Origin of the sequence: Marinobacter lipolyticus (assembly GCF_018424605.1) — a bacterium.
Lineage (GTDB): Bacteria > Pseudomonadota > Gammaproteobacteria > Pseudomonadales > Oleiphilaceae > Marinobacter > Marinobacter lipolyticus_B.
The window spans coordinates 109,081-128,695 of sequence record NZ_QTKT01000004.1 but is presented as its reverse complement, the minus strand read 5'-3'; the positions used below and the strand labels follow the sequence as shown (position 1 = coordinate 128,695).

General features: G+C 62.5%; 20 protein-coding genes. 11 read left to right on the top strand and 9 right to left on the bottom strand.

Annotated elements, in window-relative coordinates; translation table 11 throughout:
- The 4 genes from DYI22_RS07500 to rpe all read right to left on the bottom strand — a co-directional run bounded on the left by DYI22_RS07500 (nt 1) and on the right by rpe (nt 3,692).
- On the bottom strand, nt 1-582 hold the full coding sequence (locus DYI22_RS07500; protein ID WP_213477441.1) for an aminodeoxychorismate/anthranilate synthase component II: 582 nt from the start codon (nt 580-582) through the stop codon (nt 1-3).
- 16 nt (nt 583-598) lie between these two features.
- The gene (gene trpE / locus DYI22_RS07495) at nt 599-2,086 is read right to left on the bottom strand and encodes an anthranilate synthase component I (RefSeq protein ID WP_213477440.1); all 1,488 of its coding nucleotides are present in this window, start codon (nt 2,084-2,086) and stop codon (nt 599-601) included.
- A gap of 233 nt (nt 2,087-2,319) precedes the next feature.
- On the bottom strand, nt 2,320-3,009 hold the full coding sequence (locus DYI22_RS07490; protein ID WP_213477439.1) for a phosphoglycolate phosphatase: 690 nt from the start codon (nt 3,007-3,009) through the stop codon (nt 2,320-2,322).
- Nucleotides 3,006-3,692, bottom strand: coding sequence for a ribulose-phosphate 3-epimerase (gene rpe / locus DYI22_RS07485; protein WP_213477438.1), 687 nt, complete (start codon nt 3,690-3,692; stop codon nt 3,006-3,008). The genes DYI22_RS07490 and rpe overlap by 4 nt, the downstream gene beginning before the upstream one ends.
- 195 nt (nt 3,693-3,887) lie before the next feature.
- Here rpe and DYI22_RS07480 point away from each other — a divergent pair, with 195 nt between their 5' ends.
- Entirely contained in the window at nt 3,888-4,787 is a 900-nt protein-coding gene (locus DYI22_RS07480) for a DUF3530 family protein (protein ID WP_213477437.1), read from the top strand.
- Nucleotides 4,788-4,812: 25 nt separating this feature from the next.
- Here DYI22_RS07480 and DYI22_RS07475 read toward each other — a convergent pair whose 3' ends face one another.
- Genes DYI22_RS07475 through DYI22_RS07465 form a run of 3 tightly spaced genes read right to left on the bottom strand, consistent with a single transcriptional unit; the run spans nt 4,813 to nt 7,282 of the window.
- A complete protein-coding gene (locus DYI22_RS07475) occupies nt 4,813-5,562 on the bottom strand; it encodes a molecular chaperone DjlA (RefSeq protein WP_213477436.1) in 750 nt (249 codons plus the stop codon).
- Nucleotides 5,556-6,248, bottom strand: a complete 693-nt coding sequence (murU, locus tag DYI22_RS07470; protein WP_213477435.1) for an N-acetylmuramate alpha-1-phosphate uridylyltransferase MurU — start codon at nt 6,246-6,248, stop codon at nt 5,556-5,558. The genes DYI22_RS07475 and murU overlap by 7 nt, the downstream gene beginning before the upstream one ends.
- On the bottom strand, nt 6,245-7,282 hold the full coding sequence (locus tag DYI22_RS07465) for an aminoglycoside phosphotransferase family protein (RefSeq protein WP_213477434.1): 1,038 nt from the start codon (nt 7,280-7,282) through the stop codon (nt 6,245-6,247). Before DYI22_RS07465 ends, murU begins: the two co-directional genes overlap by 4 nt.
- Before the next feature lie 290 nt (nt 7,283-7,572).
- Here DYI22_RS07465 and DYI22_RS07460 point away from each other — a divergent pair, with 290 nt between their 5' ends.
- From DYI22_RS07460 to slmA, 9 genes are all read left to right on the top strand, one after another.
- Nucleotides 7,573-9,903: an LPS-assembly protein LptD gene (locus DYI22_RS07460; protein ID WP_213477433.1), complete on the top strand. Its 2,331-nt coding sequence runs from the start codon at nt 7,573-7,575 to the stop codon at nt 9,901-9,903.
- Between the two features lie 52 nt (nt 9,904-9,955).
- A complete protein-coding gene (locus DYI22_RS07455) occupies nt 9,956-11,290 on the top strand; it encodes a peptidylprolyl isomerase (RefSeq protein WP_213477432.1) in 1,335 nt (444 codons plus the stop codon).
- Nucleotides 11,287-12,288 carry a 4-hydroxythreonine-4-phosphate dehydrogenase PdxA gene (pdxA, locus tag DYI22_RS07450; protein ID WP_213477431.1) on the top strand — a complete coding sequence of 334 codons (1,002 nt, stop codon included), beginning with the start codon at nt 11,287-11,289 and terminating at the stop codon, nt 12,286-12,288. The genes DYI22_RS07455 and pdxA overlap by 4 nt, the downstream gene beginning before the upstream one ends.
- 40 nt (nt 12,289-12,328) lie before the next feature.
- Nucleotides 12,329-13,159 (top strand): 16S rRNA (adenine(1518)-N(6)/adenine(1519)-N(6))-dimethyltransferase RsmA, encoded by an 831-nt coding sequence (rsmA, locus tag DYI22_RS07445; protein WP_213477430.1) that lies wholly within the window; start codon nt 12,329-12,331, stop codon nt 13,157-13,159.
- Complete coding sequence (locus DYI22_RS07440) at nt 13,152-13,952, top strand: symmetrical bis(5'-nucleosyl)-tetraphosphatase (protein WP_213477429.1); 801 nt, start codon at nt 13,152-13,154, stop codon at nt 13,950-13,952. The genes rsmA and DYI22_RS07440 overlap by 8 nt, the downstream gene beginning before the upstream one ends.
- Before the next feature lie 10 nt (nt 13,953-13,962).
- Nucleotides 13,963-14,346 (top strand): DUF423 domain-containing protein, encoded by a 384-nt coding sequence (locus DYI22_RS07435; RefSeq protein WP_323132896.1) that lies wholly within the window; start codon nt 13,963-13,965, stop codon nt 14,344-14,346.
- A 20-nt stretch (nt 14,347-14,366) separates the two neighbouring features.
- A complete protein-coding gene (gene thiS, locus DYI22_RS07430) occupies nt 14,367-14,567 on the top strand; it encodes a sulfur carrier protein ThiS (protein WP_213477428.1) in 201 nt (66 codons plus the stop codon).
- Between the two features lie 33 nt (nt 14,568-14,600).
- Nucleotides 14,601-15,410, top strand: coding sequence for a thiazole synthase (locus DYI22_RS07425; protein ID WP_213477427.1), 810 nt, complete (start codon nt 14,601-14,603; stop codon nt 15,408-15,410).
- Nucleotides 15,411-15,506: 96 nt separating this feature from the next.
- Nucleotides 15,507-16,094, top strand: a complete 588-nt coding sequence (gene slmA, locus DYI22_RS07420) for a nucleoid occlusion factor SlmA (protein ID WP_213477426.1) — start codon at nt 15,507-15,509, stop codon at nt 16,092-16,094.
- Between the two features lie 450 nt (nt 16,095-16,544).
- Here the strand turns inward: slmA and DYI22_RS07415 are convergent, their stop codons facing one another.
- Nucleotides 16,545-17,369: an inositol monophosphatase family protein gene (locus tag DYI22_RS07415; protein WP_213477425.1), complete on the bottom strand. Its 825-nt coding sequence runs from the start codon at nt 17,367-17,369 to the stop codon at nt 16,545-16,547.
- Between the two features lie 57 nt (nt 17,370-17,426).
- Nucleotides 17,427-18,722 (bottom strand): pyridoxal phosphate-dependent aminotransferase, encoded by a 1,296-nt coding sequence (locus DYI22_RS07410; protein WP_213477424.1) that lies wholly within the window; start codon nt 18,720-18,722, stop codon nt 17,427-17,429.
- 231 nt (nt 18,723-18,953) lie between these two features.
- Between DYI22_RS07410 and DYI22_RS07405 the strand changes: the two genes are divergently transcribed.
- The gene (locus tag DYI22_RS07405; protein ID WP_213477423.1) at nt 18,954-19,613 is read left to right on the top strand and encodes a response regulator transcription factor; all 660 of its coding nucleotides are present in this window, start codon (nt 18,954-18,956) and stop codon (nt 19,611-19,613) included.
- Nucleotides 19,614-19,615: the final 2 nt, after the last annotated feature.

The window sequence follows — 19,615 nt, the reverse complement described above, 5'->3', positions numbered from 1 at the left end:
TTATTGTGTTCTCAGAAAGTTGCGCAGCAGCTCGTGGCCCTGTTCCGTCATAATAGACTCCGGGTGGAACTGCACACCCTCGATCGGCAGAGTTTTGTGGCGAACCCCCATGATTTCCTCGATGGAACCGTCGTCGTTGCGGGTCCAGGCGGTGACCTCAAGGCACTCGGGCAGGGTGGTCTTGTCGATCACCAGGCTGTGATAGCGGGTCGCCTGCAGCGGGTTGCTCAGGCCGCGGAACACGCCGGTGTCCTCGTGGAACACCGGGGACACCTTGCCGTGCATGACCCGTCCGGCGCGGATGATGTCGCCGCCGTAGACCTGGCCAATGGCCTGGTGGCCCAGGCAGATGCCGAGGATCGGCAACTTGCCTGCGAAGTGACGGATCGCCTCCATGGAGATGCCTGCCTCGTTCGGGGTGCAGGGGCCGGGGGAAATCACCAGCCGCTCCGGGTTCATCGCTTCAATCTGTTCGATGGTGATTTCATCGTTCCGGTACACCTGCACATCGGCACCCAGTTCCGCCAGATACTGCACCACGTTGTAGGTGAAGGAATCGTAGTTATCGATCATCAGCAACATAATCTTATCCTCCGCCTCAGTGGTCGAAATCGTTGTAGGTCATGGCTACCGCGCGGAAGATCGCACGGCCCTTGTTCATGGTTTCCTTCCACTCGAGGCGGGGCACAGAGTCGGCCACTACGCCGGCGCCGGCCTGGATGTGCAGGGTGTTGTCCTTGATTACGGCGGTACGGATGGCAATGGCCGTATCCATGTTGCCGTTGAACGACAGGTAACCCACGGCGCCACCGTAGACCCCACGCTTGACCGGCTCCAGTTCATCGATGATTTCCATGGCCCGGATCTTGGGCGCGCCACTGAGGGTGCCGGCGGGCAGGGTGGCCCGAAGCACGTCCAGGCAGCTGGTGTTGTCTTTCAGCCGGCCGGTGACGTTCGAAACAATGTGCATCACGTGGGAGTAACGCTCGACAATCATTTTATCGGTGAGCCGAACCGTGCCGGTTTCCGACACCCGGCCGGCATCGTTGCGGCCAAGGTCGATCAGCATCAGGTGCTCGGCAATCTCTTTCGGGTCGGCCAGCAGCTCGCTTTCCAGGGCCTTGTCCTCGGCGTCGGTGGCACCGCGTTTGCGGGTGCCGGCGATGGGGCGCACGGTGACTTCCTCGTCTTCCACCCGGGCCAGGATTTCCGGGGAGGAGCCGACGATATGGAAATCACCCAGATCCAGGAAATACATGTAGGGGGATGGGTTCAGCACCCGCAGCGACCGGTACAGGTTCAGCGGTGGCGCCTCGAAGGGAATGGACATGCGCTGGGAAATCACGGTCTGCATGACATCGCCATCGAGCACGTAGCCCTTGATCTTGTCCACCGCGGCTTCGAATTTGTCCTGGGTAAAGCCGGAGATGAAGTCGCTCTCGTCCACCGCCTTGCCGCGCAGGTGTTCCGGAGTGCGTGGCGCATCGGCGGTTTGCCGGTGCAGGCGATTCTCCAGTTCATCAATGCGGGCCAGGGCCTGTTCGTAGGCTCCGTCCACCGCGGGATCGGCATGCACGATTAGGTGCAGTTTGCCGCGCAGGTTGTCGAAGACGACGATCTCGTTGGACACCATCAGCAGGATGTCCGGTGTGCCGATGCGATCGGGCGGGCAGCTCTTGCGCAGGCGCTTCTCGATGTAGCGCACGGTGTCGTAACCGAAGTAGCCCACCAGGCCGCCGTTGAAGCGGGGCAGTTCCTCCAGATCCGGAGCGTGGAAGCGCTTCTGGTAAGCCTCGACAAAGGTCAGTGGATCGTCCACTTCTTCGGTTTCGACAATTTCGCCGCCGCGGCTGATTTCGACTTTGTGGTCAAAGACCTTCAGCACCTCGTGGCTGGGCAAACCAATGATCGAATAACGGCCCCATTTCTCGCCGCCCTGGACGGATTCGAACAGATAGGAGTAGGGGCCGCTGGCGAGTTTCAGATAGGTACTCAGAGGCGTATCGAGGTCGGCCAGAACCTCGCGGTACACAGGGATGCGGTTAAAGCCGGCGTCGGCGAGCTCGGAGAATTGCTCGGGTGTCATGGTACGGTTTCCTGAAATCTGATCTGCATTGTGGACGAGAGCATGGTGCTCTCATCAGGGGCTGCGGTTCCGACGGGCACGGGCCAGTCAGCCGCCGGGCTTGCTCAGCCGGTGCGCCATCGCCACCATCGTGTTGCGCGGGTGGTCAGGATGCCCCGCGCTGCGATCAGATTCAGTCCCTGCACGGCAGGAATCTCCCGTAAAGAAGTGCTCAATGTAAGTTCCTTGTGAGATTACAAAAGCTCGGCCAGCGAATCAACAACCGCGTCCGCCCCGAGGGTGTCGACCGAGGGCCCGTAATTGTACCCGTAACGCACCGCTACACAGGGAATGCCGGCGGCCAGGGCGGCGTTGATGTCCGCCGCCGAGTCGCCCACCATCACCGTGGTGCCCCGGGTTCCACCCAGGGATTCCATGGCGTGCAGCAACGGTGCTGGGTCCGGTTTCTTCACCGCCAGCGTGTCGCCCCCCAGGCTCAGATCGAACCAGTGATCCAGTCGCATCTGCTGCAGCAGCGGCGCGACAAACTGTTCCGGCTTGTTGGTCACCACACCCAGGCGGCAGCCCTGATTCTTCAGGTGGGTCAGGCAGGCTTCAACACCGGCATAGACCACGGAATGTTTGCCATTGAGGGTGCCGTACGCGTGATAGAAAATCGCCAGGGCGTCGTTGAACAGAGCTTCATCCCGGGGACGGGCCGGTTCCCAGTCCACCTCACCGGCCAGGGCACGGCGCACCAGAACGCTGGCGCCGTTGCCCACCCATTGCCGTACCCGGTCAATACCGGCCGGCGAACGGCCCAGGTGCGCCAGCATCTGGTCGATCGCAGCGGCCAGATCCGGGGCGCTGTCCACCAGGGTGCCGTCCAGATCGAACAGGGCAACACCGGGCCAGCGCGGGCTGAACAGGCCTTTCAGACTCATTGGCTGATGACCTTGCGGGCCTGTTCCAGTTCGTCGCGCATGGCGTCGATGGTGGCCTTGTAGTCATCGGTGTTGAAAATGGCGGAGCCGGCCACGAAGGTGTCGGCGCCGGCCTCGGCGATTTCGCGGATGTTGTCGGTTTTGACGCCGCCATCGATTTCCAGGCGGATGTTGTAGTTGCTGGCGTCGATGCGCTTGCGGGCTTCCCGCAGTTTGTCCAGCGTACCGGGGATGAACTTCTGGCCGCCAAAGCCCGGGTTCACCGACATCAGCAGCACCATGTCCAGCTTGTCCATCACGTGATCCATGTAACTCAGGGGGGTGGCCGGGTTGAACACCAGCCCGGCCTGACAGCCACCCTCACGGATCAGCTGCAGAGAGCGGTCAATGTGGTTGGAGGCTTCGGGATGGAAGGTGATGTAACTGGCACCGGCGTCGATGAACATGCGGATCAGGTCGTCCACCGGCGACACCATCAGGTGCACGTCGATGGGGGCGGTCACTCCGTGCTTGCGCAATGCCTCACACACCATCGGGCCGATGGTGAGGTTGGGCACGTAGTGATTGTCCATGACATCGAAGTGCACGACGTCGGCACCGGCGGCCAGCACGTTATCGACTTCCTCGCCCAGGCGGGCAAAATCGGCAGACAGGATCGATGGGGCAATCAGGTACGGGTTCATGACGGCTCTCTCGCAACAATGGATAATGGCGTGGTCAGCGGTTCCTGCCGCAAACCCAAAGCGGGTGTTAGTCTAACAGTTTGGTGATGTTTTTTCGCAGCGAAAGAGTGAGCGCCGGTGAGCAGGAAGTGTAGAAAGTGCAGAAAGTGCAGAAAGTGCGGAGAGCGCAGAGAGCGCAGAGAGCGCAGAAAGTTGATGGGTGTTCTGGGGTGGTTGGTGCTGGCTCCGGGCATGGCCGGGTCTGCGCTGGCGCAGGAAGAGAGCGGGGCCGGGTCGCCGGCGGATGAGGTCCGGCGGGCACTGGTGTCTTCCGGTCTCGGGTCTGAAGACATTGCTGAGCGCCGGCCGGAGGCCGCGATCTGGCTGGATCTGGAGGGTGACGACACCGGCCTGGCGCTGTATGAGCCCGGGGCCGACTCGCCGGAGAAGGGCGCCATGCTGATGCTGGCCGATGAAGGTCAGTCCGCGGCGTCCGGGTTGCTGGCAGCGCTGGGCGGCGCCTTCACGTCGGCGGGCTGGAGCGTGATGACACTGGGGCTGGAAGCGCCACCCTTCGAGCTTCAGCAGGCCTGGAAGCGGGTGGATGCCGATCTGCCCGCGCCGGAAGAAGCCCCGGGTGCCAAGGCCGCCGACTCGGTGATGATTGATGTGATGGACAAGGGCGAACAGGATGATCTGGAGTCCCGTTACCGGCAGCGGGTGCAGGCGTTGTTGTCCGCGGCAGCCTTGAACCTGCGGGAGCGCGGATACCAGCGGGTGGTCCTGGTGGCCGTGGGGGCCGGCGCGATACACACAACCCGTTATGTCGCCGCTGGCACCGGCAATGAGTTGGTTTGGCTGACGCCGCGGTTCTATCCACAGGATGAAACCGCATTGGACGAGCTTCTCGCCGCTGTGGAGCCGCTGGCGCTGCTGCACCTTTACAGTTCCCGCGAACCGTCCCAGCGCGAGTCTGCCCGCGCACGGACCGCGGAGCTGAAGGAAGCGGGTGTGGCGGGTTACCGGTCACAGCCGGTGGTTATGGCAAGCCGTGCCGAGGTGCGCGATGCCGGCGCGCTGGCCAATCGCATCCTCGCCTGGCTGAAGTCGCGGTAAACAGGCCGCTGGCCCGGAGGCGGGTTCAGTGGTGGCGTTTGATCAGTTCCCAGGCCTGCTGGTAGCGCAGCAGCCGGTCTTTGGCGCGGGCGCGCTCGGCGGCGCTGAGTGCTTGCTGCGCCAGTTTGTCCGGGTGGCATTCCGATACTTTTTTGCGATAGGCGCGCTTGATGCCTTCCAGCGGCTCCCGGCGGGTCACGCCCAGCAACTGGCACGCCTGCTCGTAACTGCTGGGCGGTGGTCGGCTTTCCGGCTGGGTGATCCAGACTTTCGAGGCGTAGCTTTCGAGGATGTCATCGCTGACCCTGACCGGCAAACCAATCTGGTCGATGGCGTCCTCGCAGCGGTAGCGCCGGGGTTTGGCCGGCCGCCCCTGTAATTGGGCGGCGTGGCACAGGCAGATCGCCATCCGCAAGGCCGGTGACGGCCACAGATAATGGCTCAGCTTCAGGCCCAGGGCCCGGAAGCGGGGGATGGCCTCGGTATTCTTGCCGGTCTGGAACCAGTATATGGCCTTACGGCGTTGTCGCAGGGACAGCCTGAGCGCTTTCATCATGGCTTCGGCAAAGCCGATGTCGGCCTCGGTTACGCGTCCCTCGGATTTGGCGATGTACCCGAGAAAGAAAAACAGGTGGCGCCGGTGCCACAATGGCAGGCTGGTGCGTCGGATCAGCTGGTTGGCCTGGTGGCCGCAGGAGGCAAGTTCACGCAGCAGGTCGGAAAACTCCGCCTCGAGCCTCGCAGGCAGCGCGCTGTCGCGATCACCGGCTACCATCGCTCATCCTCCGGAGAATCGTGCAGCCAGTCATCCAGCTGTTGCAGCCGTTCCGGCGTTCCGATGTCGATCCAGTGGCCGTGATGTGCCAGGCCTTTGACCCGGTGTTCGGCCATGGCCGCGCGCAGAATCGGCGCCAGTTTGCGGTGGCCCTGCTGGTGGTGGTCGAACAGCCGGCGGTGTATCAGGCTGATACCGCTGAAGGTAAGCTTGTCGGGACCCTCCGCGGCCACCGTGCCATCGGCGCGAAGATGGAAGTCGCCGCCGGCGTTGTGCTGCGGATTGTCGGCAAGCACCAGCAGGGCGTCTGCGTCGGTCGGCGGTGTCAGCCGCGAAAAATCGAAATCGCACCAGATATCGCCGTTGATCACCAGAAACCACTCGTCACCCTCGGCGGTCAGCAGGGGCAGTGCCTTGATGATGCCGCCGGCGGTCTCCAGCGGTTCGCCTTCCGGGGAATAGACGATGCGTAGCCCGAAGTCAGTGCCGTCGCCCAGGGCCTGCTCGATCTGCTCACCCAGCCAGGCATGGTTGATGACCACGTCGGTCAGGCCGGCGCGCCGCAGTCGTTCCAGGTGATGCACAATCAGCGGCTTGCGCCCCGCCTGCAGCAGCGGTTTGGGCGTGGTGAGCGTCAACGGACGCATCCGCTCACCCTTGCCAGCCGCAAGAATCATGGCTTTCACGATGAGGTGCCTGCCGGTGCCGGGCCGATGTGCTGCTCAATGGCCGGCATCACGGTGTTGGCCAGCCATTCGTGAAAGTGCCGGAGGGCGCCGAGGCGGGCACTGGCATCGATCAGGTACTGTACCGTGCGGGGAATGTCGCCCAGGTAGCCGTCCTTGCCGTCTCGCAGGGAGAGTCGCGCGAAGATGCCGGCCGCTTTCAGGTGCCGTTGCATGCCCATCAGCTCGAACCACTGGCGGAAGGTGTCGGGGTCGGCCTTGTGCAGGCCGGCGTCCCGGCTGAGCAATCGGTAGTGCTCGACCCAGCGGGCAATGTCCGCTTCGGGCCAGCGGATGTAGCAATCCTTCAGCAGTGACACCAGATCGTAGGTAACCGGGCCGCGCACCGCATCCTGGAAGTCGATCACGCCGGGCGTGCCGTGGTCCGGGCGGATCAGCAGGTTGCGGGAATGGTAGTCGCGGTGCACGGTAACGTCCGGTTGCGCCAGCGCGCTCTCTCGCAGATAGGCGAACGCAGTATCGAGCATGGCCTGTTCGCCATTGGACAGGGTCAGGCCCAGTTTTCTGGTCAGCAGCCAGTCCGGAAACAATGCCATCTCCCGGTCCAGCAGGGCGGTGTCGTAAGGTGGCAGGGGATGGTCAGGGGTGTCGTCGACCTGCTGGATCAGCAGCAGTTCGGCCAGTGCGCCCCGGTACAGACTCTCAACGCTACCGGCGTTGAGTTCGGTCAGCATGAGGCGGTCGCCGAAGTCCTCCAGCAGCAGAAAGCCCTGTTCCAGATCGTCGCGGACAACCTCCGGCACCGCCACGCCCCGGCTGTGCCAATGCCGTGCGATGGCAACGAAAGGTCGGCAGTCCTCATGCTCCGGTGGCGCATCCATGACGATGAACGGCGTCTGGCCCGCGTCGGTAGTGGCGGTGACTCTGAAATAACGGCGGAAACTGGCGTCGCCGGATACCGCCACGGGTTCGGCCTGTTCCAGGCCGGGAAACTGTCGGACCCACTGGGTCAGCATCTGCAGGCGGGTGTCCATGGAACGGGTGGCTGTCCTGAAAAAGAGAATGTTGTGTGGGCTTAACAAACAGAAAGTTAGCAGATCCGCCCGGAAGGGGTAAATCGGTTTCGCTGCAAAACCGGGTTTCCGTTAACAAGCCGCAGAGCGCCGTGTAAACTAGGCCGCTAATAAAAACCTCAACACCCAGTCATCTGCACAGGAACCCGACCACCGTGCCAGTCCCAGCAAGGAACCTGCAATCACCGGCGAACCGGGAGTGGTGCCGACCGAGGTCAACATGGGTAGCAGGTGTCGCGGTTTCCGCAGCGATGTTTCCGGCCGCGTCGGTGGTGGCTGAGACCGCCCCGACGGCCGCCGAGATTGACTGGCGACCAAGGTCGGAGTTGCCCGAATCGGTGCGCAGCACCCTGCCGGCTTTCTGTGAGGGCGGCTATCTGCCATCCCACATGTCGATGGAGGCTGCTGGCGATGGCAGCGGCGCGATGTTCGGGTCGGCGCCGGACGCCGGGCAACCACTGGAGGCCAGTGGCCTGTCGGCACGCTACGAACTGGACTCCGAGCTGTACCTGCAGGGCGATGTGCGGATGCGTCAGGGCCGGTTTACCGTCACCGGCTCGGAAGCCCGTTACAACCAGGTCGACGGAACGGTGTCGGTGGCCGGGCCGCTGGTGAGCCGCGGTGACGCCTTCCTGTTGACCGGCGAGCGGGCGGATTACGACGTCAACAGTGGTCGTTTCGATATCAACACCGCTACCTTTCTGCTGCACGACGCCGAGATGCGTGGGTCCGCCGGCAGTCTGTCGCGGATCGCCGAGGATCAGGTGCTGATCAGTGAGGGCTCGCTGACCACCTGTGCGCCGAATCAGAACGACTGGTCCATTGTGGCGTCGGACATTCACCTGGATCAGGGCGAGGGGTTTGGCACCGCCAGGCACGTACGCCTGAGGATCAAGGATGTGCCGGTGTTCTACTGGCCCTACGCCAGTTTCCCGATTGACGACCGCCGCAAGACCGGCTTTCTGTATCCTTCCTTCGGCACCTCCAATGCCGGCAGTGGCGCATTCCTGTCGGTGCCCTATTATCTGAATCTGGCGCCCCATTACGACGCCACCCTGACGCCACAATACATTCACGGTCGCGGGCTGTTCAACGAGGTGGAAGGCCGCTACCTGAGCCCGTGGGGTGAGTCGGTGCTGCAGCTGGGCTACATCGGGAATGACCTGGAATACCAGAACGAGTTTCCCGGTGAAGATGGCGAGCGCTGGGCGCTGGACTTCACCACCCGCGCGGGGTTTGGTGGCGGATGGTCGGCCTACGGTGATTATTCGGTGGTCAGTGACGAGGAATACCTGAGCGATCTGAACCAGACCCTGGAGATCAATCGGGCGACCCACCTGCAGCGCCGCGGTGGTGCGCGTTACCAGGATTCCTCCCAATATTTCGAGGCGTACCTGAACGGTTACCAGACCATCAGCGATCGCATTGCCGAGCGCAACAAACCCTATGCCCAGCTGCCGGAAGTCATCTACGGCATGACCACCGATCTGGGGCCGGTGGAAACCAATCTGGAAAGCCAGTACACCTATTTCTACCGCGACAACGCCGAACTGACCGGACTCGACCGCGCCAACGGCCAGCGCCTGCGGGCGATTCCGGAGGTGGCGCTACCCTTGCGGGAGTTGTGGGGGTTTACCCGGCCCTCGGTCAGCCTCGATTACACCCGCTACGAGCTGGAAGATTATGAGCTGGGCAGTGCGGGCTTTGATCGCACCGTACCGGTGTTTGAATGGGATTCGGGGCTGTATTTTGACCGTCAGTCCAGTCTGTTTGATATCCCCTACAATCAGACCCTGGAGCCAAGGCTGTATTATGCCTGGGCGGATGCGGATGCCGATCAGGACGACATCCCCGATTTCGATTCGGCCATCCGCTCCTTCAGCTTTGACCAGCTGTTCCGGCGTAACCGGTTTACCGGCGGTGACCGCGTCGGCGACGCCAATCAGCTGACGGTGGCGCTGACCAGCCGTTTCAACGACCTGATGACCGGGGCCGAGCGCGCCCGCTTCAGTATCGGGCAGGTCCACTACTACGACGACCGTGAGGTCAGCCTCATGGGGCTGGGCGCCGACGACCGCAGTGATTCGCCATTGGCGGGCGAGATCCTCCTGAGGCCACTGGAAACGCTCGATATCCGCAGTTCCGGGTTGTGGGACCCGGACACCCAGCAAACCGAAGAAGGACGAAGCCAGCTGATTTTCCACTCCCGGGATTACCGTTACCTGGCCAGTCTCGGCCACACCTACAGCCGGAATGAACTGGAACAGTCGGATATCGGGGCAGTTTTTCCTGTCACAGACCGTGTTAGTCTGATCGGCCGTTGGGTCTGGGATTCGCAGCTTGATCGCACCGTCGGCTCGCTGGCGGGCATCGAATACAATAACTGCTGCTGGAGTGTGCAGGTGGTTCATCAGAACGCCTTTACCGACGACCAGCAACTGGAAAGCCGCGTGCTGTTCCAGATCCAGCTCAAGGGGCTGGGTGGCAGCGGCGGCTCCTCGGATCGTATATCCGAGGCCATTTACGGCTTCGATGAGCGGGAGCGTCGTCGTTTTGGCGGCGTGGAAACCGGCTATAACTGAGTTCGCGCCACCGCCCTGTTGCGGTACGAATGTTCATTTATCAGAGGTGATTATGAAGGCGAACCTTCGCCATTGTGCACAAACTGTGTTGGTTTTGATGGCTGTGATCATGAGCACCGTGGCTCAGGCGGAGCGCCAGCCACTGGATCAGGTGGTGGCCATCGTGGACGACGAGGTGATTCTGCAGACCGAGCTGGAGAACCGCATCAACACCATTATTGGCCGGCTTCAGGCCCAGGGCACCGGCCTGCCCCCGCGGGAGGTGCTGGAAGAGCGTGTGCTTGACCAGCTGATCACCGAATCCATTCAGCTGCAGATGGCCGAGCGCGGTGGTATGCGCATCAGCGATAACGAACTGAACGAGACCATGGTCGGCATCGCCCAGCGCAACAACATGACCCTGGACGAGTTCGAGCAACAGTTGTCTGCGGAAGGTGTCAGTTACCGGGAGGCCCGGGAACAGATCCGCAACGAGATGCTGGCCAGCCGGGTGCAGCAGCGCCAGGTGGGTAACCGGGTGCGGGTGACGGACCGCGAGGTGCAGAACTACCTGCAATCGCTGGCCTCACGTGAGCCGAGCAACGAGCAGTACCGGCTGTCGTACATCTACATTGAAGTGGGTGACCCCGGCGACGAGGCGGTGGTTGCTGCTGCGCGGGAGAAGGCGGAACGCCTGCGCGGTGAGATTGCCAATGGCCGTGACTTCCGCGAAGTGGCGGTGGCGGAATCCGACGCCGCCAACGCGCTGGAAGGGGGCGATATGGGCTGGCGCAGCCGCAGCCAGCTGCCGTCGCTGCTGGAGTCGGTAGTGCCGGGGCTGGAGACCGGTGTGCCGTCGGAGGTGCTCGGTAACAACAGCGGGTTCCACCTGGTCATGGTGCAGGACCGTCGCGGCGGCGAGGATCAGCAGGTGATCGAGCAGTCCCGTGTCCGCCATATCCTGGTCCGGCCGACCGAGACCGTCACCGATACCGAGGCGGAAAATACCATCCGTGACCTGGCGCAGGAGATTCGTGACGGCGGTGATTTCGCCGCCCTCGCGCGGGAGTATTCCGACGATCCGGTGTCCGGTTCCGACGGCGGCAACCTCGGCTGGGTCAGTCCGGGCCAGATGGTGCCGGAGTTCGAACAGGCGATGCAGGAAGCGGCTGTGGGTGAGCTCAAAGGCCCGTTCCGTTCCCAGTTCGGTTGGCATATTCTGGAGGTGCAGGAGCGCCGGCAAAAAGACATCAGCGGCGAAGTCCGCGAGTCCGAGGCCCGTCAGGCCATCTACCGCCGCAAGTTTGATACCGAGCTCCAGAACTGGCTGCGTGAAATCCGTGACGAGGCGTTTGTGGAATTCAAAGGCGAGTACGCGGACAACGGCGAGGACAACGAGCCATCATGAGCGACCCGGTAACGCTTGCCCTGACCGCCGGAGAACCGGCGGGCATCGGCCCCGAACTCTGTTTGCAGCTGGCGCAGGAAACGCGGCAGCCGGGCATTGTGGTGGTGGCCAGTCAGGCGTTACTGGAAGCGCGGGCGGCGCAGCTGGGCATGGCCGTAACGCTCAGGCCCTGGCGGCCGGGCGAGAATGCCGTGACCGCGGCGGGTGAGCTGTCGGTGTGCCATGTTGATGGGCTCACCAGTACCGCCGCCGGCCAGCTCGACCCTGGCAACAGCCCGTATGTAGTGGAGACCCTGCGGGTGGCGGCCCAGGGCTGTCTGGACGGCGTGTTTGACGGTATGGTCACCGCGCCTGTCCACAAAGGGGTGATCAACGACGCCGGCATTGCCTTCAGTGGTCACACCGAATACCTGCAGGCACTGTGTGGGGTGGAGCGGGTGGTGATGATGCTGGCCACCGAAGAGCTGCGGGTAGCGCTGGTGACGACCCATCTGCCCCTGCGGGACGTCGCCGACGCGATCACGCCCCAGCGCCTGATCCAGGTGACCCGCATTCTCAACCAGGATCTGCAGACCTATTTCGGACTGGCGCAGCCGCGCATTCTGGTGGCGGGGTTGAACCCCCACGCCGGTGAGGGCGGCCATCTCGGCCGTGAGGAGCTCGAGGTGATCGAGCCGACACTGGATCAGCTCCGCAGTGAAGGCATACAGCTGACCGGTCCGCTGCCGGCCGACACCCTGTTCACCCCCCATTGGCTGGATCACGCCGATGCCGTGCTGGCGATGTACCACGATCAGGGTCTGCCGGTACTGAAGTTCCAGGGGTTTGGTCGGGCGGTGAACATCACCCTTGGGCTGCCCATCGTGCGCACGTCCGTGGACCATGGCACTGCCCTGGATCTGGCCGGTACCGGCAAAGCGGACAGCGGCAGCCTGCATACCGCCATCAAGGTGGGTGAGCAGATGGCGCGCTACCGCCGGCTGGCGACCGCGCGGTGATTCCGCAACCTTTTCCCGGTCTGACACAGAGAGATTCAGAGTGAGTAACAAACCCGGCCACCAGGCCCGAAAACGCTTCGGCCAGAATTTCCTCCACGATCCGGGGGTGATTGAGCGCATCGTGCGCGCGATCAACCCCAAGGCCGACGACGCCATGGTGGAAATTGGCCCCGGCCTTGGCGCCATCACCGAGGAAATCCTCGCGGTCAATCCCCGGTTGCAGGTGGTGGAACTGGATCGGGATCTGATTCCGGTGCTGCGCACCAAGTTTTTCAACTATCCGGAGTTCCGCATTCACGAGGCGGACGCGCTCACCTTCGACTTTCGCCAGCTGGTTACTGACCGCCCCCTGCGGATCATCGGCAATCTGCCCTACAACATTTCCACGCCGCTGATTTTCCACCTGCTCAGTCAGGCCGGGGTAGTGCAGGACATGCACTTCATGCTGCAGAAGGAAGTGGTGCAGCGCATGGCGGCGGTGCCGGGCGATAACAATTACGGTCGCCTGGGTATCATGACCCAGTATTTCTGCAAGGTGCAGCCGCTGTTCGAGGTGGGACCGGGGGCCTTCCGGCCGGCACCGAAAGTGGATTCCGCCATCGTGCGCCTGGTGCCCCATTCCACCTTGCCGCATCCGGCGCGGGATCTGGAGACCCTGCAGCGGGTGGTACGCACCGCCTTCAATGCCCGCCGCAAAACCCTGCGCAAGGCGCTGGCGGGGCTGGTCACCGTGGCGCAGCTGCAGCAGCTGAACATCAACGACGGACTGCGCCCGGAAAACCTGGCGCTGGCCGATTTCGTCGCCATCGCTGATATGCTGGTGGAAAACAGAGCAGGCAGTGAACCGACCGGCGGGGAGCACGATGACTGACTACGCCATTGGCGACATTCAGGGCTGTTATGACCGCCTGCGGGACGTGCTGGCCAAAGTGGACTTTTCGCCGTCCCGTGACCGGCTTTGGGTCGCCGGTGATCTGATCAACCGTGGGCCGTCTTCGCTGGACACCCTGCGCTACATTGAAGGCCTCGGCAGTTCCGCCGTGGTGGTGCTGGGGAACCACGATCTGCATCTGCTGGCCGTTGCGCTCGGCGGCCATCAGACCCGCAAAAAAGACACCCTGGAAGAGATCCTCGGTGCGCCTGATCACGACCGACTGGTGGCCTGGCTGCGCCAGCAGAACCTGTGTGTGCACGATGCCGATCGCAATGTGCTGATGGCCCACGCCGGTGTGCCGCACATCTGGGACGTGGGGCAGGCGCTGGCGTGTGCCCGTGAGGTGGAGTCGGTGATTGCCAGTGACCAGGCGCAGGAATATTTCACCCATATGTACGGCAACCAGCCGGAGTGCTGGGCGTCGGAGCTGGCCGGTATGGACCGCTGGCGTGTAATCACCAATTATTTCACTCGCATGCGCTTCATCGCGGCCGACGGCACCCTGGAACTGGCCACCAAGGAATCCGCGGACCATGCCCCGGAGGGGTTTGCGCCCTGGTTTGAGTACCCGCGCGGCGACGACGTGCGCATCATCTTCGGCCACTGGGCCGCCCTGGAAGGTAATACCGGCAGTGATCGCTTTATCGCGCTGGACACCGGGTGCGTGTGGGGCGGGGCACTGACCATGATGAATCTCGACAGCGGGGAAAAGATCCACTGTGATTGCTAGCGACGTAAAGGTGTTGCGGTTTCCGCTGGTCAGCGGCGCGTTGTTTGCGTTGCTGGCGGTGATGGCGGGTGCCTTTGGCGCCCATGGACTGCGCGCGCAGGTGAGCGTCCGTGCCCTTGAAGTTTTTCAGACCGCCGTCACCTATCAGGTATACCATGCCTTGGCGCTGGTACTGGTCGCATTGCTGGCAGCGTTCGGCATCCACCGGCGGTTGCTGAGTCTGGCGGCCGGGTTTTTCCTCGCCGGCATCATCCTGTTCAGTGGCAGCCTCTACCTGCTGGTACTGACCGAACTCAGCTGGCCGGGGCCGATCACACCGGTCGGCGGTGTCTGTTTCATGGTTGGCTGGGCCCTGGTGGTGGCCGCCGGATTGCGTCGGCCGCGGGCCGGCTAGGAAAGTATGCAGAGGTAACTATGCAGATCCAGGTAAATGGTGATGGTGTCGAGCTTGCAACTGAGGCGACCATTGCCGATCTGATTGAACACATGGCCCTGACGGGCAAACGCCTGGCGGTGGAAGTGAACGAAGACATCGTACCCCGCAGCCAGCATCCGGAATTTCGCCTGCAAGACGGTGACCGGGTGGAAGTGGTCCATGCCATCGGCGGCGGGTGAAAACCCCAATATCCAATCAGCCTCAGGAAGGTTATGAGCGAACAACCGACAATCCAGCTTCCGGAAGACAAACCCCTTGAACTCGCCGGCCGTGTCTATCAGTCACGTCTGCTGGTGGGCACCGGTAAATATCGAGACCTGATGGAAACCGGCCACGCCATCGAAGCCAGTGGCGCGGAAATCGTCACCGTGGCCGTGCGGCGGACCAACCTCGGGCAGAACCCCGACGAGCCCAACCTGCTCGACGTGATCTCGCCGGACACCTACACCATCCTGCCGAACACCGCTGGCTGTTATTCCGCCAAGGATGCCGTGCGTACCTGCAAGCTGGCCCGCGAACTGCTCGACGGCCACGACCTGGTGAAACTGGAAGTGCTGGGTGAAGAGAAAACCCTGTACCCGAACATGACCGAAACCCTGGTGGCCGCCGAAGAGCTGATCAAGGACGGTTTCAAGGTGATGGTGTACTGCTCCGACGATCCGCTGCTGGCCAAACGCCTGGAAGACATGGGCTGTATCGCTATCATGCCCCTGGGCGCGCCGATCGGCTCCGGTCTGGGTATCCAGAACCGCTACAACATCCGCCTGATCGTGGAGAATGCAAAGGTCCCGGTGCTGGTGGACGCGGGCGTGGGCACCGCTTCCGACGCTACCCTCGCCATGGAACTCGGTTGTGACGGTGTGCTGATGAACACCGCCATCGCCCTGGCTCAGGATCCGATCAAGATGGCCCATGCCATGCGACTGGGCGTGGAGGCAGGCCGCGAAGCCTATCTGGCGGGCCGGATGCCCAAGAAGATGTACGCCAGTGCTTCTTCCCCCATTGATGGCACTTTCTTCTGATTTAGTGAACAATCCGGTACACGACTGAATAAGACTGAGGGCCGGCACAAGACCGGCCCCGAAAATAACCCAGTTACAGAGCGCTGAAGTCCTGTCATGACCGAAACCAAACCCAGTCGTCGGGAGGCGATCCTGCACGCGTTGGTGGAATTGCTGGAAGCCGATCCCGGTGCCCGCATCACCACCGCCGGCCTGGCCCGATCCGTAGGCGTTACCGAGGCGGCGTTGTACCGCCATTTCCCCAGCAAACGCAAAATGTTCGAGGCATTGATCGACTTCGCCGACGAAGCCGTGTTCAGCCGATGCCAGCTGATCCTTCAGGATCAGGAAGATGCCCGCGCCCGGCTGCAACAGCTGGCGAATCTGGTGCTGGTGTTTGCCGAGCGCAACCCCGGCCTGTGCTGTGTGCTCACCGGGGATGCCCTGATGGGCGAAAATGAGGCGCTGCGCAAGCGCGCGTCCCAGTTCTTCGAACGCCTGGAAACCCAGATCCGCCAGATCCTCAAGGAAGGCGAAATCCGCCAGGGCCTGCGGCCCCGCACCAGCGCCAATCGCGGGGCGGAGTTCTTGATGGTCTTTATGGAAGGCCGGATTCAGCGCTTTGTCCGCTCGTCGTTTTCCCGCAAGCCGACTACCGACTTTGAAGAGAGTTGGGGATTGGTTTCCGAGGGTGTCTGGGGCTGATCTTGCTGTGGGAGATGGTCCTCCTCTTTCTCCAGTAGCCTGATCGCTTGGGGGCAGGACGAAGATGGGAACGGCCCCCACAGAACCGCTACAAGCACATCCATGTGCGCTTCGTTCCGGCCATCCATGGCCTCCAAGATTCTGTGGGGGCCGTTCCCACCTTCGCCCCGTTCACTTTGGTGATATAGCGTATAGAAAGGCAAGCCCAAAGCCGAAGACAGAATGCCAGGCGCTCTGGTCAGAAATCCCCCAGCGTTTTTCCTACGATATATCGTTAAAGCTAAGCGGTTGGCGGTGTGAGGGCCCTTCCCGGAATTTCGGAGGCCATGGATGGCCGGAGAGAAGCGCACATGGATGTGCTCGTAGCGGTTCCGGGAAGGGCCCTCATACCGCCAACCGTACTCCAAAGCTATCAGGCTGGAACCCGAGGCCAGGAGTCACACCAAATCTTCAGTCATACCCCGAGGCCGAACGAAGAATCTGGCGAACGGGCTCCCAGACCGCCGGTGCGGAAATCAGTATATCGCGTCCATAAAGGTCGGCCGGGTAACCGTCGGGAACATCCCCGAAATGCCCGGCGGTGGCACCGGCTTCCAGGGCGATGAGCCGTGCGGCGGCGAAGTCCCAGGGGCTGACGTTTTCGTAGTAGATGTCCAGGCGACCGCAGGCGACCCAGCAGATATCGAGGGCGGCGGAGCCGATGCGGCGCAGGTCGCGGCACCGGTGGATCATGGCGTCGAGGCGCCTGACCAGAGGCTCCAGGTCGTCCTTGTGATAGGGGAAGCCGGTGGCGAACAGTGAGTCCCGCGGTACCGTGGCGCCGCTGTGTCGGATGGTTTCGCCGTTGAGTGTTGCCCTTTCGCCTTTGGTGGCCCGGAAGGTTTCACCGGGGAACGGCGCGTGCACCACGCCAGCCTGCACGCGCCCCTGTTCAGCGTAGGCAATGGACACCGCCACCTGGGGGTGGCCGTAGGCGTAGTTTACGGTGCCATCAATCGGGTCCACGATCCACAGCGGTGTCTCCAGCTCCTCTGCCTGGCTCAGGTCGGGCGCGGTTTCCTCGGACAGGATGCGGTGCTGGGGAAAGCGTTTGCGGATGGCGGCGGTGATGAACTCGTCTGCCATCACATCCGCGTGGGTGACCAGCTCGGTTTGCTGCTTGTAATCCGTGCGCAGGGTATTGTTGTCGCGCTCGTGACGAATCAGTTCACCCGCTTCCCGGGCGAGCTTTTCGGCAAAATCGGTGATGGTTCGGAGAGAGTCGGAATCAGACATGGCGCCCCCTTGGCTGGCTCTTGTGCAGAGTGAGGGCGCCAGTCTAGCACGGCGGGCTTACAGGCTGTTCAGCCACTGCTCCATCTTGTCCATGGCCAGCACCAGGCGCGGGCAGGCCTGACCCACGAAGTCGTCGCCCAGCTCCTGATCGGCGTAATCGCCGCCGGCCAGTGTCAGGGATGCGGCACCGTCGAAATCCACAAACGCCAGTCGCGCCGCCAGATGATCCGGTACGAAACCGAAATCACTGGCCGGCAGAATCGCCACCCCGGTGTTTTCCAGCAACGCCTGGCAGAAGGCCTGGCTGGTTTTGATGTCCTTGCTGGCGAGCGCATCGCGGAAGCTGTTGAAATCCGGGAACAGATAGAACGCGCCTTCCGGTTTCTGCACCACCGCGCCCATATCGGTCAGGCGGCGGTGCATGTATTCGCCCACCACTTTCAACACCCGGCGCGACTGCTTCAGGTAGTCGTCCATGTCGTCGCCACCGTCGAAGGCGGCAATGGCGGCGTACTGGATCGGTGCGCTGGTGGCGGTGTAGGTTTCACTGGCAATGATCGCCATGGCATCCTGCAGCGGGCGCAGCTCCGGTGGGAAGATAAACGTGCCCAGGCGCCAGCCGCCGGCGCCGGCCCATTTGCTCAGACCGGTGCTGATGATGGTGCCTTCCGGGTAATAGCGGGCGATGGATTTATGCCTGCCCTCGAAATGCACCTCACCGTAGATTTCGTCCGACAGCAGAATCAGCTTGTACTTGCGCGCCACGTTGGCAATGGCCAGCAGCTGGTCGTCGGTGTAGGTACAACCGGTGGGGTTGGACGGGTAATTGAGGATCAGGATGCGAGGCCGTGACGGATCGTCGCGACAGATGATGTCCAGTTCTTCCGCGGTCAGCTGCCAGTTGTTCTCCGCATGGGTGGGCAGCCAGTGAACCGAACGGCCGATAATGCGCGCCTGGGGCGCGTAAGAGACCCAGCTTGGCCGTGGAATCAGCAAGTCACCATAGTAGGCCAGCTGCAGGATAAACAGCAGTTCCTTGGAGCCCGGGCCGATCAGCACGTCTTCCCAGGTGCAGCGCATCCGCTCACCGCGGTTGATGTAACCGGCGATGGATTCCCGCAGCGCCTTCTGACCTTTGACCGGAAGATAGTCTTTCTCGTGGGCGTGCTGCTGCAGTGCCGCCACAACCCGATCAGGTACGGGGAAGGGGGACTGGCCCAGCCCCAGTTTGATGATGTCGCGGCCTTCGGCGCGGAGCTGATTGCTCAGTTCGTTGATACGGAGGGTGGCGGAGGGCTGAATGCCCCGTACGTTAAGGTTAATCGCGTAGCGGTGATCTGTCTGAATGTCCATAGACCCGGTCTGTTGGTTAGGTAGGTAACACTGGCAGTATAGGTAACCTGAATATCTCTGTGGCGCGGTCGTTCGTAAGTGATTGCCGAAGGCCACGGCGGGCCAGCGGACACACCACATTTCCTTGTGACGAATGCGCAAATTGTTAAGCAGCGAACGGTCGGTTTGGGTTTCTGGTCGTATAGTGGAGACCACCGCATTAACAACAACAGCCATTTTGCGGAGCAAACCATGGACACCACACCGGTCGGTGACGCCATCGGGCCGTCGTCAGCCACCAATCGCTTGCCTCTGGCGCGGGTGTTGATCGTAGACGATCACCCGTTTTTTCTGCTGGGTCTCAGTGCCATCCTGGAACAGGAAGGCCTGGTCAGGGAGACGGTCGCGGCGGCTTCGGTGGCCGAGGCGGTCAGCGATCTGCAGCGCCGCCCCGAAACCTCGCTGGTGCTTCTGGACCTGACCCTTCAGGGCGAGGCGGGCCTGTCGTTGTTCACGGAACTTGAGCGAGCAGGGCTGCCGGTACCGGTGGTGGTGATCTCCAGCCGGGAAGATGAAACCTCGGTGCGGGCCGCCCGGGCGGCGGGCGCAGTGGGGTTCCTGCCCAAGTCTGCGGGTCGCAAGAGCCTGACACGTATGGTGCAGAGAGTCAGTGAAGGGTTGCTCTACTATCCGTCATTGCAGGGGCCGGCCCAGGTGCCCGAGCACCTGACGGCCCGCCAGATGGAGGTGCTGGCGCTGCTGGCAGAAGGGCTGCCCAACAAGCGTATCTGTCAGGCCCTCAATCTGACCGAACACACGGTCAAGACCCACCTCAAGGCGATTTTTGCGCATCTGGGGGTGCACAACCGCACCGAGTGCGTCGCCCAGGCCCGCTCACTGGGACTGATCTGACC

What these genes read in the sequence shown, in the direction of transcription:
- DYI22_RS07440 (WP_213477429.1), top strand. Translation starts at nt 13,152, where the DNA reads ATGACTGACTACGCCATTGGCGACATTCAGGGCTGTTATGACCGCCTG.
- DYI22_RS07460 (WP_213477433.1), top strand. Translation starts at nt 7,573, where the DNA reads ATGTTTCCGGCCGCGTCGGTGGTGGCTGAGACCGCCCCGACGGCCGCC.
- trpE (WP_213477440.1), bottom strand. Translation starts at nt 2,086, where the DNA reads ATGACACCCGAGCAATTCTCCGAGCTCGCCGACGCCGGCTTTAACCGC.
- pdxA (WP_213477431.1), top strand. Translation starts at nt 11,287, where the DNA reads ATGAGCGACCCGGTAACGCTTGCCCTGACCGCCGGAGAACCGGCGGGC.
- DYI22_RS07475 (WP_213477436.1), bottom strand. Translation starts at nt 5,562, where the DNA reads ATGGTAGCCGGTGATCGCGACAGCGCGCTGCCTGCGAGGCTCGAGGCG.
- DYI22_RS07410 (WP_213477424.1), bottom strand. Translation starts at nt 18,722, where the DNA reads ATGGACATTCAGACAGATCACCGCTACGCGATTAACCTTAACGTACGG.
- DYI22_RS07405 (WP_213477423.1), top strand. Translation starts at nt 18,954, where the DNA reads ATGGACACCACACCGGTCGGTGACGCCATCGGGCCGTCGTCAGCCACC.
- DYI22_RS07415 (WP_213477425.1), bottom strand. Translation starts at nt 17,369, where the DNA reads ATGTCTGATTCCGACTCTCTCCGAACCATCACCGATTTTGCCGAAAAG.
- DYI22_RS07455 (WP_213477432.1), top strand. Translation starts at nt 9,956, where the DNA reads ATGAAGGCGAACCTTCGCCATTGTGCACAAACTGTGTTGGTTTTGATG.
- DYI22_RS07490 (WP_213477439.1), bottom strand. Translation starts at nt 3,009, where the DNA reads ATGAGTCTGAAAGGCCTGTTCAGCCCGCGCTGGCCCGGTGTTGCCCTG.
- rpe (WP_213477438.1), bottom strand. Translation starts at nt 3,692, where the DNA reads ATGAACCCGTACCTGATTGCCCCATCGATCCTGTCTGCCGATTTTGCC.
- DYI22_RS07465 (WP_213477434.1), bottom strand. Translation starts at nt 7,282, where the DNA reads ATGGACACCCGCCTGCAGATGCTGACCCAGTGGGTCCGACAGTTTCCC.
- DYI22_RS07425 (WP_213477427.1), top strand. Translation starts at nt 14,601, where the DNA reads ATGAGCGAACAACCGACAATCCAGCTTCCGGAAGACAAACCCCTTGAA.
- thiS (WP_213477428.1), top strand. Translation starts at nt 14,367, where the DNA reads ATGCAGATCCAGGTAAATGGTGATGGTGTCGAGCTTGCAACTGAGGCG.
- DYI22_RS07480 (WP_213477437.1), top strand. Translation starts at nt 3,888, where the DNA reads ATGGGTGTTCTGGGGTGGTTGGTGCTGGCTCCGGGCATGGCCGGGTCT.
- slmA (WP_213477426.1), top strand. Translation starts at nt 15,507, where the DNA reads ATGACCGAAACCAAACCCAGTCGTCGGGAGGCGATCCTGCACGCGTTG.
- DYI22_RS07500 (WP_213477441.1), bottom strand. Translation starts at nt 582, where the DNA reads ATGTTGCTGATGATCGATAACTACGATTCCTTCACCTACAACGTGGTG.